13 protein-coding genes and 1 tRNA gene are annotated in these 15081 nt (G+C 65.0%); 10 read left to right on the plus strand and 4 right to left on the minus strand.

What is annotated here, in order from left to right; genetic code table 11:
- The first annotated feature begins 228 nt into the window (after positions 1 to 228).
- The 10 genes from rsmB to ACOCG7_RS31260 all read left to right on the plus strand — a co-directional run bounded on the left by rsmB (position 229) and on the right by ACOCG7_RS31260 (position 9608).
- Entirely contained in the window at positions 229 to 1668 is a 1440-nt protein-coding gene (gene rsmB, locus ACOCG7_RS31215) for a 16S rRNA (cytosine(967)-C(5))-methyltransferase RsmB (RefSeq protein ID WP_073430354.1), read from the plus strand.
- On the plus strand, positions 1665 to 2264 hold the full coding sequence (locus ACOCG7_RS31220) for a DUF4390 domain-containing protein (RefSeq protein ID WP_073430353.1): 600 nt from the start codon (positions 1665 to 1667) through the stop codon (positions 2262 to 2264). Before rsmB ends, ACOCG7_RS31220 begins: the two co-directional genes overlap by 4 nt.
- Positions 2254 to 4668, plus strand: a complete 2415-nt coding sequence (locus tag ACOCG7_RS31225; RefSeq protein WP_073430352.1) for a sensor histidine kinase — start codon at positions 2254 to 2256, stop codon at positions 4666 to 4668. The genes ACOCG7_RS31220 and ACOCG7_RS31225 overlap by 11 nt, the downstream gene beginning before the upstream one ends.
- Positions 4669 to 5358 carry a response regulator transcription factor EsaR gene (gene esaR / locus ACOCG7_RS31230; protein ID WP_073430351.1) on the plus strand — a complete coding sequence of 230 codons (690 nt, stop codon included), beginning with the start codon at positions 4669 to 4671 and terminating at the stop codon, positions 5356 to 5358.
- A gap of 97 nt (positions 5359 to 5455) precedes the next feature.
- Positions 5456 to 5531, plus strand: a tRNA-Phe gene (locus ACOCG7_RS31235).
- A gap of 429 nt (positions 5532 to 5960) precedes the next feature.
- Positions 5961 to 6692: a 7-cyano-7-deazaguanine synthase QueC gene (gene queC, locus ACOCG7_RS31240; protein WP_073430350.1), complete on the plus strand. Its 732-nt coding sequence runs from the start codon at positions 5961 to 5963 to the stop codon at positions 6690 to 6692.
- A 138-nt stretch (positions 6693 to 6830) separates the two neighbouring features.
- Entirely contained in the window at positions 6831 to 7463 is a 633-nt protein-coding gene (gene queE, locus ACOCG7_RS31245; RefSeq protein WP_073430349.1) for a 7-carboxy-7-deazaguanine synthase, read from the plus strand.
- 9 nt (positions 7464 to 7472) lie between these two features.
- Complete coding sequence (queD, locus tag ACOCG7_RS31250; RefSeq protein WP_090518804.1) at positions 7473 to 7916, plus strand: 6-carboxytetrahydropterin synthase QueD; 444 nt, start codon at positions 7473 to 7475, stop codon at positions 7914 to 7916.
- A 211-nt stretch (positions 7917 to 8127) separates the two neighbouring features.
- Positions 8128 to 8910 (plus strand): HpcH/HpaI aldolase family protein, encoded by a 783-nt coding sequence (locus ACOCG7_RS31255; protein WP_073430347.1) that lies wholly within the window; start codon positions 8128 to 8130, stop codon positions 8908 to 8910.
- 50 nt (positions 8911 to 8960) lie between these two features.
- Complete coding sequence (locus ACOCG7_RS31260) at positions 8961 to 9608, plus strand: tetratricopeptide repeat protein (RefSeq protein ID WP_235004901.1); 648 nt, start codon at positions 8961 to 8963, stop codon at positions 9606 to 9608.
- Positions 9609 to 9741: 133 nt separating this feature from the next.
- Here the strand turns inward: ACOCG7_RS31260 and rodA are convergent, their stop codons facing one another.
- The 4 genes from rodA to mreC all read right to left on the minus strand — a co-directional run bounded on the left by rodA (position 9742) and on the right by mreC (position 15017).
- Entirely contained in the window at positions 9742 to 10890 is a 1149-nt protein-coding gene (gene rodA, locus ACOCG7_RS31265; RefSeq protein ID WP_073430345.1) for a rod shape-determining protein RodA, read from the minus strand.
- A gap of 10 nt (positions 10891 to 10900) precedes the next feature.
- A complete protein-coding gene (gene mrdA / locus ACOCG7_RS31270) occupies positions 10901 to 13249 on the minus strand; it encodes a penicillin-binding protein 2 (RefSeq protein WP_073430344.1) in 2349 nt (782 codons plus the stop codon).
- A gap of 146 nt (positions 13250 to 13395) precedes the next feature.
- Positions 13396 to 13908 carry a rod shape-determining protein MreD gene (mreD, locus tag ACOCG7_RS31275; protein ID WP_073430343.1) on the minus strand — a complete coding sequence of 171 codons (513 nt, stop codon included), beginning with the start codon at positions 13906 to 13908 and terminating at the stop codon, positions 13396 to 13398.
- On the minus strand, positions 13905 to 15017 hold the full coding sequence (gene mreC / locus ACOCG7_RS31280; RefSeq protein WP_073430342.1) for a rod shape-determining protein MreC: 1113 nt from the start codon (positions 15015 to 15017) through the stop codon (positions 13905 to 13907). Before mreC ends, mreD begins: the two co-directional genes overlap by 4 nt.
- Positions 15018 to 15081 lie beyond the last annotated feature (64 nt).

The following is a 15081-nucleotide window of genomic DNA, read 5'->3' on the forward strand; positions in this document are numbered from 1 at the left end:
TCGCGCGAGCGGCAACGGCGTCCCGCGTGCGCGCGAAGTCGCGCAGAGCCTGGCATCGCGAAACCCGCACGATCTACGCGGCGTATGCGCTAAGTACGGGCTCGACCGTCTCCTTCACGCACCCCTCGGCTCCGCCAAGCCCCCGTCGCACAAGCCCCGTTGCCGCGCCACGCTACAATGTCCGCTGTTTGCGTCGCGCGCACCGCGCTACCCGCCCTTGCCTTTTTCATGACCCAAAAATCTTCTTCGCGTTCTGCTTCGCCGTCGGCGCGTCCGCGCGAATCCCGTTTGTCGATGCTGCATCTCGCGCCCGAATCGCTCGCCTTCGCGCTCGACAGCGCGGGCCAGGCCGTCGGCGCCGTGCGTCTCGGCGCGGCTTTGCCCGCCGCGCTGCAATCCGTATTCGTGAACGCGCCTGAGGGTAGCGCCGCCGCCGCACGCGGCGCGGTGCAGGACATTGCGTACCGCACCATGCGGCGTCTCGCAACCGCCGAATGGCTGATCGCGAAGCTGGTGAAGAAAGCGCCGCCGCCGCACGTCGGGCACGTGCTCGCGTGCGCGCTGGCCTTGCTCGTCGACGACGAAGCGAGCGCCGCCTACACCCCGTTCACCGTGGTCGACCAGGCGGTGAGCGCGATCGGCGCGCGTCGCGAATTCGCGTTCGCCAAGGGCCTCGTCAACGCGGTGCTGCGCAATTTCTTGCGCGAGCGTGAGGCGCTGCTGAACGCCGCGCAAGCCGACGAAGTCGCGCGCTGGAACTATCCGGCGTGGTGGATCGAGGCAGTGAAACGCGCATGGCCCGACGCCTGGCAAACGGTGCTCGCGGCCGGCAATACTCAAGGCCCGCTCACCCTGCGTGTGAACGCCCGCCGCTCGACGGTGGACGCCTACCTGCAAGTGCTCGCGGACCATCACATTCCGGCGAGCAAAGCCGGCGACCACGCCGTCAAGCTGGCCGCGCCAATGCCGGTTGACCGCATTCCCGGCTTCGAGGACGGTGTAGTCTCAGTGCAGGACGCCGGTGCGCAACTCGCCGCTCAACTGCTTGGCGTGCGCGACGGCATGCGCGTGCTCGACGCGTGCGCCGCGCCCGGCGGCAAGACCGGGCATCTGCTCGAACTCGCCAACCTTCAACTCGTGGCGCTCGAAAGCGACGTCTCGCGCGCGCGCCGCATCGGCGAAAACCTGCAGCGGCTCAAGCTCGAGGCGGAAGTGCGGATCGGCGACGCGGGCGCGCCGGCAAAATGGCACGACGACATCGACCAGCCGTTCGATCGCATCCTGGCCGATGTGCCGTGTTCGGCGTCGGGCATCGTGCGGCGTCATCCGGATATCCGCTGGCTGCGCCGCGAATCCGATATTCCCGCACTGGTCGCCGAACAGCGCCGCATTCTCGGCGCGCTTTGGCCGCTCGTGAAGCCAGGCGGCGAGTTGCTCTACGTTACGTGTTCGATCTTTCCAGAAGAAGGCGAATTGCAGGCGCAGTGGTTTGGAAACAAGTATCAGGATGCGGTACGATTGGACGCGCCGGGGCAACTTTTACCTACAGTCGCTCGCGCGCCCGCCGATACATCGGCCGGTTCCGATGCCGGACAACTCGCTGAAGCGAGCGACGGCGCGAACTCAGACCACGACGGATTCTTCTACGCGCGCTTTCAGAAACGGTGACCATCAAACGCTTCCTTCCGCTTCGGCTCGCCGCCGTGCTCTGGATCGCGCTGGCCGTATGGCTGGCCGCACCGGGCGTGGCGCACGCCGACTCGATCGCGGTGCAGCGTGCGTCGCTGCAAGCTGACAACTCCGGCTGGAGCCTCGACGCGCGTTTCGACTTCGACTTGAACAGCAATCTCGAAGACGCCGTCAATAAAGGCATTCCGCTTTACTTCACGACCGACTTCGAACTAAGCCGGCCGCGCTGGTACTGGTTCGACGAGCAACCGGTGAGCGTGTCGCAGAGCATCCGCCTGTCGTTCCAGCCGCTGACGCGCGAATACCGCGTGTCGAGCGTGTCGTCCGGCGGTTTGCAGCTCGGCTTCACCACCCTCAAGGACGCGCTCGCGGTGATCAAGCACATTCCGTCGTGGCATGTGATCGAGCGCAATCAGGTGAACGTCGGCGAGACTTACACCGCGTCGGTGCGCATGCAACTCGACATCGCGCTGATGCCCAAGCCGTTCCAGATCGACGCGGTGAACAACCGCGACTGGAACCTCGCGTCCGAATGGAAGCGCTTTACCTTCACGGTGACCGAACGTGCTAAATAGAGTGCGCCGAGCCACCAGTGTCAGCAGCGTCGTCGTGCGCGTGCTGGTGTCCACGGTCGCGGTGACCGCCGTGCTGCTGCTCGTGCTGCTGGCCGCGGCGAGCGCGAATACCGAATTCTTCGACCGCTATTACCAGTGGCTCTATGCCGCGAACCTCGTGGTCGCGATGATCTTTCTGCTGGTGGTGGCGACGCTCGTCATCATCATCATCGTGCGGCTGCGAAAGGGGAAGTTCGGCACGCGGCTGCTGGCGAAACTCGCGTTCTTCATGGCGCTGGTCGGCGTGGTGCCGGGCGGCATCATCTACGTCGTCTCGTATCAGTTCGTGTCGCGCAGTATCGAGTCGTGGTTCGACGTGAACGTTGAAACCGCCCTGACCTCGGGCCTGAATCTCGGCCGCGGCATGCTCGACGCATCGCTGTCCGATCTGCAAACCAAGGGCCGCTTGATGTCCGAACAGCTGGCGAGCGCGGACGCGGCCGGCACCACGCTCACGCTCCTGCGCTTGCGTGATCAGTTCGGCGTGCAGGACGCGACGATCGTCGAACCCACGCGCAGCATGTCGGGCGCGACGCCGGATATGCATGTGGTCGCGCAAGCCTCCAGCAATTACGCGACGCTCGTGCCGAACGATCTGCCCACGCCGCTGATGATCGACCAGGCGCGCGGCCGCGGTTATGCGGCGATCGAAGGCGAAGTCGACGGCGATCCGCGCGCGCATGGCAGCAAGGGTGCGTTGCGGCTGCGCATCGTGCAGCGCATTCCCGATTCGAACGCGGCGCTGCTGCAGCCCACTGAACGCTTCCTGCAACTCACGCAGCCGGTGCCGCCATCGCTCGCACGCAACGCCGACGCGGTGCAGCGCGCGTATCGCGAGTATCAGGAGAAGGCGCTGGGGCGCACCGGCTTGCGCAAGATGTATATCGGCACGCTCACGCTCGCGCTGTTTCTCGCCACCTTCATCGCGATGATGCTGGCGCTCGCGCTCGGCAATCAGCTCGCGCGGCCGTTGTTCCTGCTTGCGCAGGGCACGAAGGAAATTACCGAAGGCGACTACACGCCGAAGCGCGAAATCAAGTCGCGCGACGAATTGGGCTTCCTCACGCAATCGTTCAACGCGATGACGCGGCAGTTGTCCGAGGCGCGCGCGGCGGTCGAAAACAACCGCATCGCGCTCGAACATTCGAAGGCGTATCTGGAAAGCATTCTCGCGAACCTGACCGCGGGCGTGTTCGTGTTCGACCGGCAATTCCGTCTCACCACCGCGAACCGCGGCGCCGAGCGGATTTTCCGCCAGCCGTTCCAAACGGTGATGGGTTCCGCGCTCGAGCAGATCGGCGTGTTGAGCGAATTCGGCGGCATGGTGCGCAAGGCCTTTGCCGATCGCGAAGCGGCGAGCGGCGACGGTCACGACGACCGCGGCCACTGGCAGCAGCAATTCTCGGTACAGGTGCCGGGCGAGACGGAGCCGCTCACGTTGCTCGTGCGCGGCGCGCGCCTCGTCTCCGCCACCGACCGCGACGCGGAAGACATGCAAACGTCCGGCTACGTGGTCGTGTTCGACGACATTTCCGACGTGATCTCCGCGCAGCGTTCGATCGCGTGGGGCGAAGTCGCGCGCCGCCTCGCGCACGAGATCAAGAATCCGCTCACGCCGATCCAGCTTTCCGCGGAGCGTCTGCAAATGAAGCTCGCCGACAAGCTGTCGCCGACGGACGCCGACGTGTTGAAGCGCGGCGCGACCACGATCGTCAACCAGGTCGCGGCAATGAAGCAGATGGTCGACAATTTCCGCGACTATGCGCGCACGCCCCCGGCCGTGCTCGCGCATCTGCAACTGAACGAACTGGTCAGCGAGGTGCTGACGCTGTACGGTATCGAGGAAGGCAAAAGCGCGATTCAGGTCGAACTCGCGGCGTTGCCGGCGATCCGGGGCGATGCGACGCAATTGCGTCAGGTGATTCACAACCTGCTGCAGAATGCGCAGGATGCGGTAGCCGACGTCGAACAGCCGCATGTGCTGCTCGAAACGAGGACAGTAGAATACGGAGACCCCGACGCGGAAGGCAAAGTACGTGTCGCGGTGCGTCTGACGGTGTCGGATAACGGACCCGGTTTCCCCACGCGTATCCTCACCCGTGCATTCGAGCCTTACGTCACGACCAAGGCCAAAGGTACGGGTCTGGGTCTTGCGATGGTCAAGAAGATCGTCGACGAACATGGCGCGCGCATCGACGTTCGCAACCGGATGAAAGCGGGCGATGTGGTCGAGGGCGCGCAGATTTCGATTCTCTTCCTTCAACTGGCAGACGATGCCGCGGCGCCCGAAACAGGGTCGCGGCCGGCGCACGGCGGTGCGTCGCAGGGAACGACAAAAGCAACAGTGCAGACAAGGGCAGCGTAAATGGCAACCATCCTGGTGGTAGATGATGAAATGGGCATCCGGGAATTGCTCTCGGAGATCCTGAGCGACGAGGGGCATGTCGTGGAGGCTGCGGAAAACGCGCAGGAAGCGCGCGAGTTCCGCTTGCGCCAGGCGCCGGATCTGGTGCTGCTCGACATCTGGATGCCCGACACCGACGGCGTGACGTTGCTCAAGGAGTGGGCCGCGCAGGGGCAACTGACCATGCCGGTGATCATGATGTCCGGTCACGCAACCATCGATACCGCGGTGGAAGCGACCAAGATCGGCGCGCTCAATTTTCTCGAGAAGCCGATCGCGTTGCAAAAGCTGCTGAAGGCCGTCGAGCAGGGCCTCGCGCGTGGCAATGCGGCGAGTGCGCCCGGCGGCGCGGCGGCGAAGCCGATGTTGCCGGTCAGCGCCTCGGCCGTGGCTTCGGCGGCCGCGTTGCCGATGCTGTCCGCGGACGGTATCGGCAGCGGCGCGTTGGCTGCGCAAACGGCCTCGATTTCGTTCGATATCCCGTTGCGCGACGCGCGCGACGCCTTCGAGCGCGCGTACTTCGAATATCACCTCGCACGTGAGAACGGCAGCATGACGCGCGTCGCCGAAAAAACCGGTCTGGAGCGCACGCACCTGTACCGCAAGCTCAAGCAGCTCGGCGTCGATCTCGGCAAGAACAAAGGGGAATAAGTAGCCCTTGCGGCCGGCGCGAGGGCCGCTCGGGGCAGATTTTTCGAGAAGGGACTTGCCCGCCTGCTGACCCTTTGATATCATTTCGTTCTTCGTTGGCCCGGTAGCTCAGTTGGTAGAGCAGCGGATTGAAAATCCGCGTGTCGATGGTTCGATTCCGTCCCAGGCCACCAGGATTCAGCCCCAGGAAATCGCAAGATTCCTGGGGCTTTTCCTTTTCTGACGGGCTTTCGTTGCTTCGGCCTGTACGCGCGGTGTGCCGAGACGGGCGCGGCGGTATTCGGCGTCGCATGATAAAATCGCGTCAGTTCAAGGACTTGCATGCGAGTGGGTCGCCTGAGTGCCGCTGCGCCAGCCAAGTCCTTTGGCGTTTCTGGGCGGACCTTTTGCGCTGCAACCCGGCATGGGAGCGGCCAGGGCGACAATCGGCAACTGGCACCAAAGCTTTCGCCCGACGATCGGTATAACGCCCAGCGACTCTGCGCGCGGAAGGCGCGGCCTATACTGATTTGGGCCGGCAGCAATGCCGGCACGCGTCGCGTTGCTCGCATGGCGCACCTCGCGCAGCGCGACGCGGCGCTCATCATTCACGGAGTTTCACGGTGATCCGCAAAGACGCTAAACGTAGCGCTCTCGTGCTGTTTTCCGGCGGCCAGGATTCCGCCACGTGCCTCGCTTGGGCGCTCGAACGCTACGAAACGGTCGAGACGCTCGGCTTCGATTACGGTCAGCGGCATCGCGTCGAACTTGAATGCCGCGAAGGATTCCGTCAGGCCGTCGCGCGCGCATTTCCGGCGTGGGCGAAGCGCCTCGGCGACGATCATATGATCGACTTGTCGGTCTTGGGCTCGATCAGCGATACCGCCATGACGCGCGAAATCGCGATCGAAGCCACGGCCAACGGTTTGCCGAATACGTTCGTGCCGGGCCGTAACCTGATGTTCATGACGATTGCCGCGGCCATCGCGTATCGGCGCGGTTTGCAAGTGCTGGTCGGCGGAATGTGCGAGACGGATTTTTCCGGCTATCCCGATTGCCGCGACGACACGATGAAGGCATTGCAGGTTGCGTTGAACCTCGGCATGGACTCGCGTTTCCTGCTCGAAACGCCGCTCATGTGGCTCGACAAGGCGGACACGTGGCGTCTCGCGCACGAGCTGGGCGGCGACGAGCTGGTCGAGTTGGTGCGCGTTGAAACGCATACATGCTACGTCGGCGAGCGCGCGGAATTGCATGCGTGGGGTTTCGGTTGCGGCGAATGCCCGGCGTGCCGCTTGCGCAAGCGCGGCTACGAAGCGTATCTGGCCGGCGAAAAGGTCACCGAGCCGGTGTGAGGCCGGGTCTGGTTTCAACGCCCACGCCGGCATACGCCGCGCGGCGAACTTGAATACGGGGCGCTGGGCAGCACCTACGCCTGGCCACGGCAGCATGCGAACAGGCAGCATCTTCAGGAACACGAGGCAAAAAGCAGCATGACTTACGCGGTCAAGGAAATCTTCTACACGTTGCAGGGCGAGGGCACGAACGCCGGGCGTCCGGCAGTGTTCTGCCGGTTCGCCGGCTGCAATCTGTGGTCGGGCCGCGAGGAAGATCGTGCGGATGCCGTGTGCCGCTTCTGCGATACCGATTTTGTCGGCACCGATGGCGAGAACGGCGGCAAATACCGTAGCGCCGAGGAACTCGTGCAAATGATCGCGTCCCTGTGGCCGCAAGGCGAGGGCGAGCGCTTCGTGGTGTGCACCGGCGGCGAGCCGATGCTGCAGATCGACCCGCCCTTCGTCGACGCGCTGCATGCGGCCGGCTTTGAAATCGCCATCGAAACCAACGGCTCGCTGCCGGTGCTCGAGACCATCGACTGGATTTGCGTGAGCCCGAAAGCCGGCGCGCCGCTCGTCGTCACCAAGGGCAACGAACTGAAGGTCGTGATTCCGCAGGACAACCAGCGCCTGTCCGACTATGCGAAGCTCGACTTCGAGTATTTCCTCGTCCAGCCCATGGACGGCCCGTCGCGCGACATCAACACCAAACTCGCGATCGACTGGTGCAAACGCCATCCGCAATGGCGCCTGTCGATGCAGACCCACAAGTATCTGAACATTCCCTGACTTGCCGTGCTGACGATTACACGAAAACTCGAATTCGATGCGGGTCACCGCATCCCCGATCACCGCAGCCAGTGCCGTAATCTGCACGGCCACCGCTATGTGCTCGAAATCACGCTGCAAGGCGATCTGGTCGACACCGAAGGCGCGCCCGACCGCGGCATGGTGATGGACTTCGCCGATGTGAAGTCGCTCGCCGTCGAGCATCTGGTCGACAAGTGGGACCATGCGTTCCTCGTCTACGAAGGCGATACGCAGGTGCGCGGCTTTCTGGAAACGATGGCCGGCCACAAGACGGTCGTGCTCGACCGCATCCCTACTGTCGAGAATCTTGCCGCCGTCGCGTTCGACATTCTCGCGAACGTCTACGACGCGCATTACGGCGTGAATCTGCGTCTGCACAAGCTGCGTCTGTACGAGACGCCGAATTGCTGGGCCGACGTGGTCCGCGATTAAGCGCCAAGGCCGATCGCGCACGCCGAACCCCCGCGTTATTGTCACGGTATGATCGCTCCGATAACCATACGGAGCGAGACATGCCGGTCACCGCATTGCGTCGCAGCAGGCAGCCGGGCCGCGAGAGTCCTGGCGTTCGCCTGCACTGCATCACCCGCATCCTGAGTCGCTTTCCGCACGACGTATCCCGTCGCCGTGACGGAGCGCGCCGATGAGCACTTTCACCAATCCCCTCAAGCAACGGTTGAAGGAAGCCGATCCGCTGTTCGGCCTGTGGCTGTCGCTCGGCAGCGACGCCGCGGCGGAGGCGCTCGCGCACGCGGGTTTCGACTGGTTGCTGATCGACATGGAACACGCGCCGAACGATAGCGGCGACGTTACTTCGCAATTGCGCGCGATCGCGGCGGCGCATCTGCCGAGCGAGCCGGTGGTGCGCGTGCCGGCCACCGAGGCGTGGCTCGTCAAGCGCGTTCTGGATGCCGGCGCGCGCACGCTGATGTTCCCGAATATCGCGTCGGCGGACGAAGCGGCGCATGCCGTGCGTCTCACGCAATATCCGAGCGCCGAGGCGCTCGACGGTCAGCGCGGCGTCGCCGGCATGGTGCGGGCGGGAGCCTACGGCATGCGGCGCGACTACGTGCAGACGGCGAATGCGCAGATCTCGACCATCGTGCAGATCGAGTCGGCGCGCAGCCTCGAAGAAGTGGAAAAGATCGCGGCGACCCCAGGCGTCGATTGCCTGTTCGCGGGACCGGCCGACCTGGCCGCGAGCCTCGGTCATCTCGGCGATTCGAAGCACGCCGACGTGCAGGCGGCGATGGCGCGCATCGTCAGCGCCGCCGACAAGGCCGGCATCGCGGCGGGCATTTTCGCCATGGACGCCGTGAGCGCGAGGCAGTATCGCGATGCCGGTTTTCGTTTTATCGCGCTGGCCGCCGACGTCTTGTGGATGTTGCGCGCGACTCGCCAGGCGTTGCAGGAGGTGAGGTCATGAAGGTGAAGGTGCAGGGCGTCGTCGCGCGCCTGGCGATTGCGGCGGTGTTGATGGCGAACGTGGCGGCGCATGCGCAGGACCGGGTCGCGAAGCCTTCCGATGCCGAGACGCAAACCGCGGTCGCGGACTACAACGCCGGCAATCTGACCGCGGCGCTTGCCGAATTCCGCAAGGCCGCCGAGCGCGGCAGCCGGCTCGCCGAGTTCAATTACGCGATGATGCTGCTCAACGGCGAAGGCACCCCGGCCAACGTCGATGAAGGCAAGAAATGGCTGCGCAAGGCCGCCGACGCCAACATGTCTCACGCGCAATACGTGTACGGCAAGATGTACGACGATGGCGAGTTCGTCGGGCGCGATCCGGTCGAGGCGCATCGCTGGTTCCTGAAGGCCGCGCAGCAAGGGCACGTGCAGGCGGAGCTTGCGCTTGCCAACCAGTTCCTCGACGGCCGCGGCACCGAGCGCGACAACAAGCAGGCATTCGTCTGGTACAAGAAAGCGGCAGAGGGCGGCGACATGACCGCGCAATACGTGACGGGCTCGTTCTACGAGCGCGGCGGCGACGGCGTGGACAAGAACCTGAACGTGGCGCGTGCCTATTACGCGGCCGCCGCGGCACAGGGCGATCCGGCGGCGCGGCTCAAGTACCAGGAGCTCAGCACGCAGTTGCGGGATCGGAAGGAAGTGAAACCGCAGTGAACGCTGCAGTGAACGAGGCCGTAAACGAAACAGGGCGCTCCTTGCGGTGCGCCCCTTCCGGTTCGTCGAATTCGTTGCGGCGCTTTGTTTGCGACAGCCCGCATCGGTTTGCGGTTGCCAGCGCGCTGGAGCGCTAGCTCTGCATCAACCGTTTCTGTCGCGCGACGTTCATGATCAGGCCGGCCGCGACCCCCAGCGTAGTGAGCGCGGTGCCGCCGTAACTCATGAACGGCAACGGCACGCCTACCACCGGCAAGATGCCGCTCACCATGCCGATGTTGACGAACGCGTAGGTGAAAAACGCCATCGTCAGCGATCCGGCCAGCAGACGTCCGAACAGCGTGGCTCCATTGGCCGCGATATAGAGTCCGCGCGCGATCAATAGCATGTACAGGACGAGTAATACGATCCCTCCCGCCAGCCCGAATTCTTCGGCGAACACGGCGAAGATGAAGTCGGTGTGCTTCTCGGGGATGAATTCCAGATGCGCCTGCGTGCCCTTCAGCCAGCCCTTGCCGAGCGGGCCGCCCGAGCCGATTGCAATCACCGCCTGGATCGTATGGAAGCCCTTGCCGAGCGGATCGGAGGTCGGATCGAGCAGCGTGCAGATGCGGTGCTTCTGATAGTCGTGCATGAGCGGCCACTGCACTTGCGGCTGGCAGATCTTGTCCTGAAACGCCGCGATGGAGCCGACCGCGATCACCCCGGCAAGCAGCACCGGCACGATCAGCTTGAAACTCAGACCCGCGAAGTAGATCACGAAGAACCCGGCCGCGAACACCAGCACGGCGGTGCCGAGGTCGGGCTGCTTGGCGATCAGTCCGACCGGCACCGCGAGAATCAGCAGACCGACCAGATAGTCATACCAGCGCATCACGCCTTCGCGGCGCTGGTAGTACCACGCGAGCATCAACGGTGTGGCGATCTTCAGCATCTCCGAAGGCTGAATCACCACGCCGACGTTGATCCAGCGCTTCGCACCCTTGCGCGTGAGGCCGAACAACGCCACCGCGACCAGTAACGCGATCCCGAACGTATAAAGCGGGACGGCGAAGCGCATCAGCATGGTGGGCGGCACATTGGCAAGCGCCCACATCAGTAGGAACGTCAGCATGATGTTGCGCAGTTGATCTTCCACGCGGCCGGGAACGTCCAGACTCGCGCTGTACAACGTGACGAGGCCGACGCACAACAGCAGGAACACGATCAGTGCGAGCGGACGGTCGAAGCCCGCGAACATCCGCTTGATGCGGTCGAGCCAGGCGCGCTTGTCGAATTGCATGCCTTTCTCCTTACTCGTCGATGCCGCCGGAAACCGGCTGGCGTGGCGACGTGGGCTGAGTGCCGTTATCCCGCGACGGTTCTGCGACGGGATTTCCTTCGGGGCGTGCGGCGGCGCTCGGCGCCGGCTCGCTACCCGGACCGGGTGGATGCGGAGCGCGGGGTTTGCGCGGCGTCTTTACGGCGGAGGACGCGGGCGTGGCTGCCGACGCCCCCGCACCCGTCGCAGCGGGCGCCGACGAGCCCACCGCCGCCGATGCCGCCGCCGATGCGGATGCCGCCGCCGCGGCAGAAGCCGCCGCTGCCGCAGAAGCCGCGCCCGGCATCGGCAACGCCGTGAAGCCCGCGGCGATCCTGACCGGCTGCGTCGCCGCATCCTGAGGTGCCGGTGCGCCGCCCACTTCGGGCGCGGAGGCATCCTGGGTCGCGGAAGCCGCAGTCGCGATAGCCGCTGCTTGCGCGCCGGGCTTGTTCTTGCCGACGAGGTAATAATCGAGCACACGTCGCGCGATCGGACCGGCGGATTCCGCGCCCCAGCCGCCGTTTTCCACGATCAGCGCGAGCGCGATCTTCGGCTGCTCGGCGGGCGCGAACGCAATGAAGAGCGCGTGATCGCGCAGGTGCTCGGCGGTCGTCGCATGGCCGCGGTAGTTCGCGCCCTGCAGCGAGTAAACCTGGGCCGTGCCGGTCTTGCCGGCCGCCAGATACGGCGCGCCGATGAACAGTTTCGACGCCGTGCCGTTGGTCACGACGCCTTCCATCGCGCGCTTGATGATGTCGATATCGGATTGCTTCACGGCGAGCTTGTCGGTCGGATCGCGCACGACCGCGCGCGTGTCCTTCGTGATCGGATTTTCGACGTCGCGCACGAGGTGCGGCTTCATCACGACGCCGTTGTTCGCAAGCGTGGCGGTGGCATGAGCGAGTTGCAGGATCGTGAACGAGTTGTAGCCTTGGCCGATGCCGAGGCTGATCGTTTCACCTTCGTACCAGCGTTGCTGCTCGGGCTTGCGATACGCCTTGCGTTTCCAGTCGGTCGAAGGAAGAATGCCGCGCGCCTCGCCCGAAATGTCGATGCCGGTGATCTGGCCGAAACCCCACGGCTTCATGAAGCCGGCGATCGCATTGACGCCGAGATCGTGCGCGAGCATGTAGAAATACGTGTCGTTCGACACCACGATCGCGCGGTTCATGTCGACCCAGCCCTGGCCCGAGCGCACGTCGTTGCGGAACGTGTGGCCGCCGAACGTGTACGAGCCCGGATCCTGGAAGCCCCAGCCCGGCGTGCGCTTGTGCAGCGTCAGCGCGGCGAGCGCCATGAACGGCTTGTAGGTCGAGCCCGGCGGATAGGTGCCGTGCAGCGGGCGGTTCAGAAGCGGGTGATCCGGCGAGTTGTTGAGCTCGTCCCAGGTTTGCTGATCGATGCCGTCGACGAACGAATTGGGATCGAAGCTCGGCGCCGACACGAAGGCGAGCACGTCGCCCGTGGCCGGCTCGATCGCGACCAGCGCGCCGCGGCGGCCCGCGAATGCCTGCTCGGCGACCTGCTGCAAGCCGATATCGAGCGACAGCACGAGGTTGTTGCCGGGCGTCGCCTGGGTGCGCGACAACGTCCGCACCGGGCGGCCGCCGGCGGTGACTTCGACTTCCTCGAAACCGGTCTGGCCGTGCAGCTCGGTCTCGTAGCTCTGCTCGACGCCGATCTTGCCGATGTAGTCGGTGCCCTTGTAGTTGTTCGCGTCCAGACGCGGATCGTAGTGGTCCGGGTCCTTGTCGTTCTGGTCGCTGGCGTCGTCGATGCGTTCCTGGTCGCGCTGCGAGATCCGGCCGATATAGCCGATCACGTGCGCCGCGGTCGGCCCGAGCGGATATTGGCGGAACAGGCGCGCGCGCACTTCCACGCCGGGGAAACGGAAGCGCTGCGCGGTGAAGCGCGCGACTTCGTCGTCGGTGAGGCGGGTGCGGATCGGCAGGCTCTCGAAGTTCTTCGAGTCTTCCTGCAGCTTCTTGAAGCGGCGCCGGTCGCGTGCGTCGATCGAGACGACCGTGGCCAGGCTGTCGATCACGTTTTCGAGCGAATCGTTCAGCTTCGACGGCGTGATTTCAAGCGTGTAGGCCGAGTAGTTCTTGGCCAGCACCACGCCGTTGCGGTCGGTGATGATGCCGCGGTTCGGCACGATCGGCGCGACCGAGATGCGGTTTTCGTCCGCTTGCAGCGAGTACTTGCTGTAGTGCCAGACCTGGAGGAACAGGAAACGGAAGCCGATCAGCCCGAAGCAGACGAACACGAACACGCCCGCCGCCGCCACGCGCACGCGGAACTTCGAGAGCTGTTGCTGAGTGTCCTTGAATTCGGTCATGCGATTCTGCAAAAAGGCCGGGTCGCGGCCATCATGAGTGTGCGCCTGATCCGGTCGGAACCGGGAGGCATGAACGGCGACGTGCGTCGAGCGGGCCGCGGGCGTGGGTTCGACTGGAACGGCCTGCGCGCTCGCTGCGTGATCGATCAAATCGGCCGGGTGTCGTCCGGGTCGGCCGGGCGGCGTTGGGGCATCAACAGCAGGATGCTTGCAATCGGCCACAGCGCGGCTTCCACGAAGCCGTCGATCAGATAACCCCAGCCCGGAAACGCCGCGCCCGTCAGCAGACGGATCACGAACGGCACCAGTTGCGCGACCACGAGAAGCGGCATGACCGCGAACGTCTGCACGCCGAGCGGCATCCACAGCACCCGGCGGTGGATCGTGATCGCGCCGTACGACAGCAGCGTGTACGCCAGCGCGTGCTCGCCGAGCAGGCTGGCGTTGTGCACGTCCATCAACAAGCCGAGGAAGAACGCGATGCCCATGCCGACTTTGCGCGGCTGGTGCACGTTCCAGAACAGCAGCACGAGGGCGACGAAGTCCGGCACGCCGACGAGGCGCCCCCACGGCATCAGGTTCAGCAGGAACGCCGCAGCGAGACTGAACGCGATGAAGTACGGATTGACCGGCTGCAGAATGTATTGCGGACGGTTCATGGTTGCGCCCCCGGCGCGGCTTGCGGCTTCACGTTCTTGTCAGCGGTCGGCTTCTTTTCGGCGGCGGATTTTTTCTCCGTGGCGGCGGGCGCGGCCGGTGTTTTCTCAGCAGGCCTGGCGGCGGCCGCGGGTTTTTCAGCCGGTTTCCCGGCTGGCTTGGCTGCGGACTTATCCGCCGCAGCCTTGCTGTCCGCACCCTTGCCGGCTTTCTTGGCCTTCGCGGCTTCTTTCGCCGCGGTGGCCGGATCGGGCTCTTCCGGCGGACGCGGCGGTATGTCGTTCACGTAATGCAGCACCAGCAGTTGACGCGCGCCGCGCACCGGTGCGACCGGCAGGCAGATCACGCGCGCAAAGGCGGTATCGGCCTGTTTGTCGACCCGCACCACCTTGGCGACCGGCAGCCCCGGCGGATAAATGCCGTCGAGTCCGCTGGTGACGAGTTCGTCGCCGGTTTGCACGTCGGCGCTGATCGGCACGAAACGCAGATCGAGCGTATCGCCCTTCGGCGTACCGTAAATCACGCTGCGCAAACCGGTGCGCACGATCTGCACGGGCACCGCCTGATCCTTGTCGGTGAGGAGCGTCACCTCCGCCTGCAGGGGGAACACACGCGTGACCTGGCCGACCACGCCGTCTTCATTGACGACCGGCGAGCCGTTCTGGATGCCTTGCTGCGCGCCACGGCCGATCACCACCTTCTGCGTGAACGGATCGCGTGTGTCGTACTGGATTTCAGCGGGCAGCGATTGCGTGGTGGCGCGCTGCGACAGTTGCAGCAGCGCGCGCAGATGGGCGTTCTCGGCGGCCAGTTCGGCGGCTGTATTGGCTTGCTGCGAGAGTTGCAGGTCTTTCGTGCGCAGCTTGTCGTTTTCGCTGCGCAGCGTGGCGCTGGTCACCGCGAGGTCGGCGGCGCCCATGAAGACGTCGCGCGGCACGAGGGCCGCGCGCTGCAACGGGTAGAGACCGGCACCGAGCACGCCGCGAACGATCTCGAGCGTTTTGAACCGTGCATCGGAGATCAGCAGGGCCAGCGCCAGCACGACGAAAAACACCAGCCGCGCGAGTGCGGATGGGCCTTGCTTGAACAGGGGCGGCGGACTGTATTCCATGGTCGGCGCCGGGGGCGTGAGCGGTTGGGTGAGACGGCGGCGCGCCGGGGACGCGCGTTCAGCA

The organism is Paraburkholderia sp. DD10, from assembly GCF_049177125.1.
Classification (GTDB): domain Bacteria; phylum Pseudomonadota; class Gammaproteobacteria; order Burkholderiales; family Burkholderiaceae; genus Paraburkholderia; species Paraburkholderia terricola.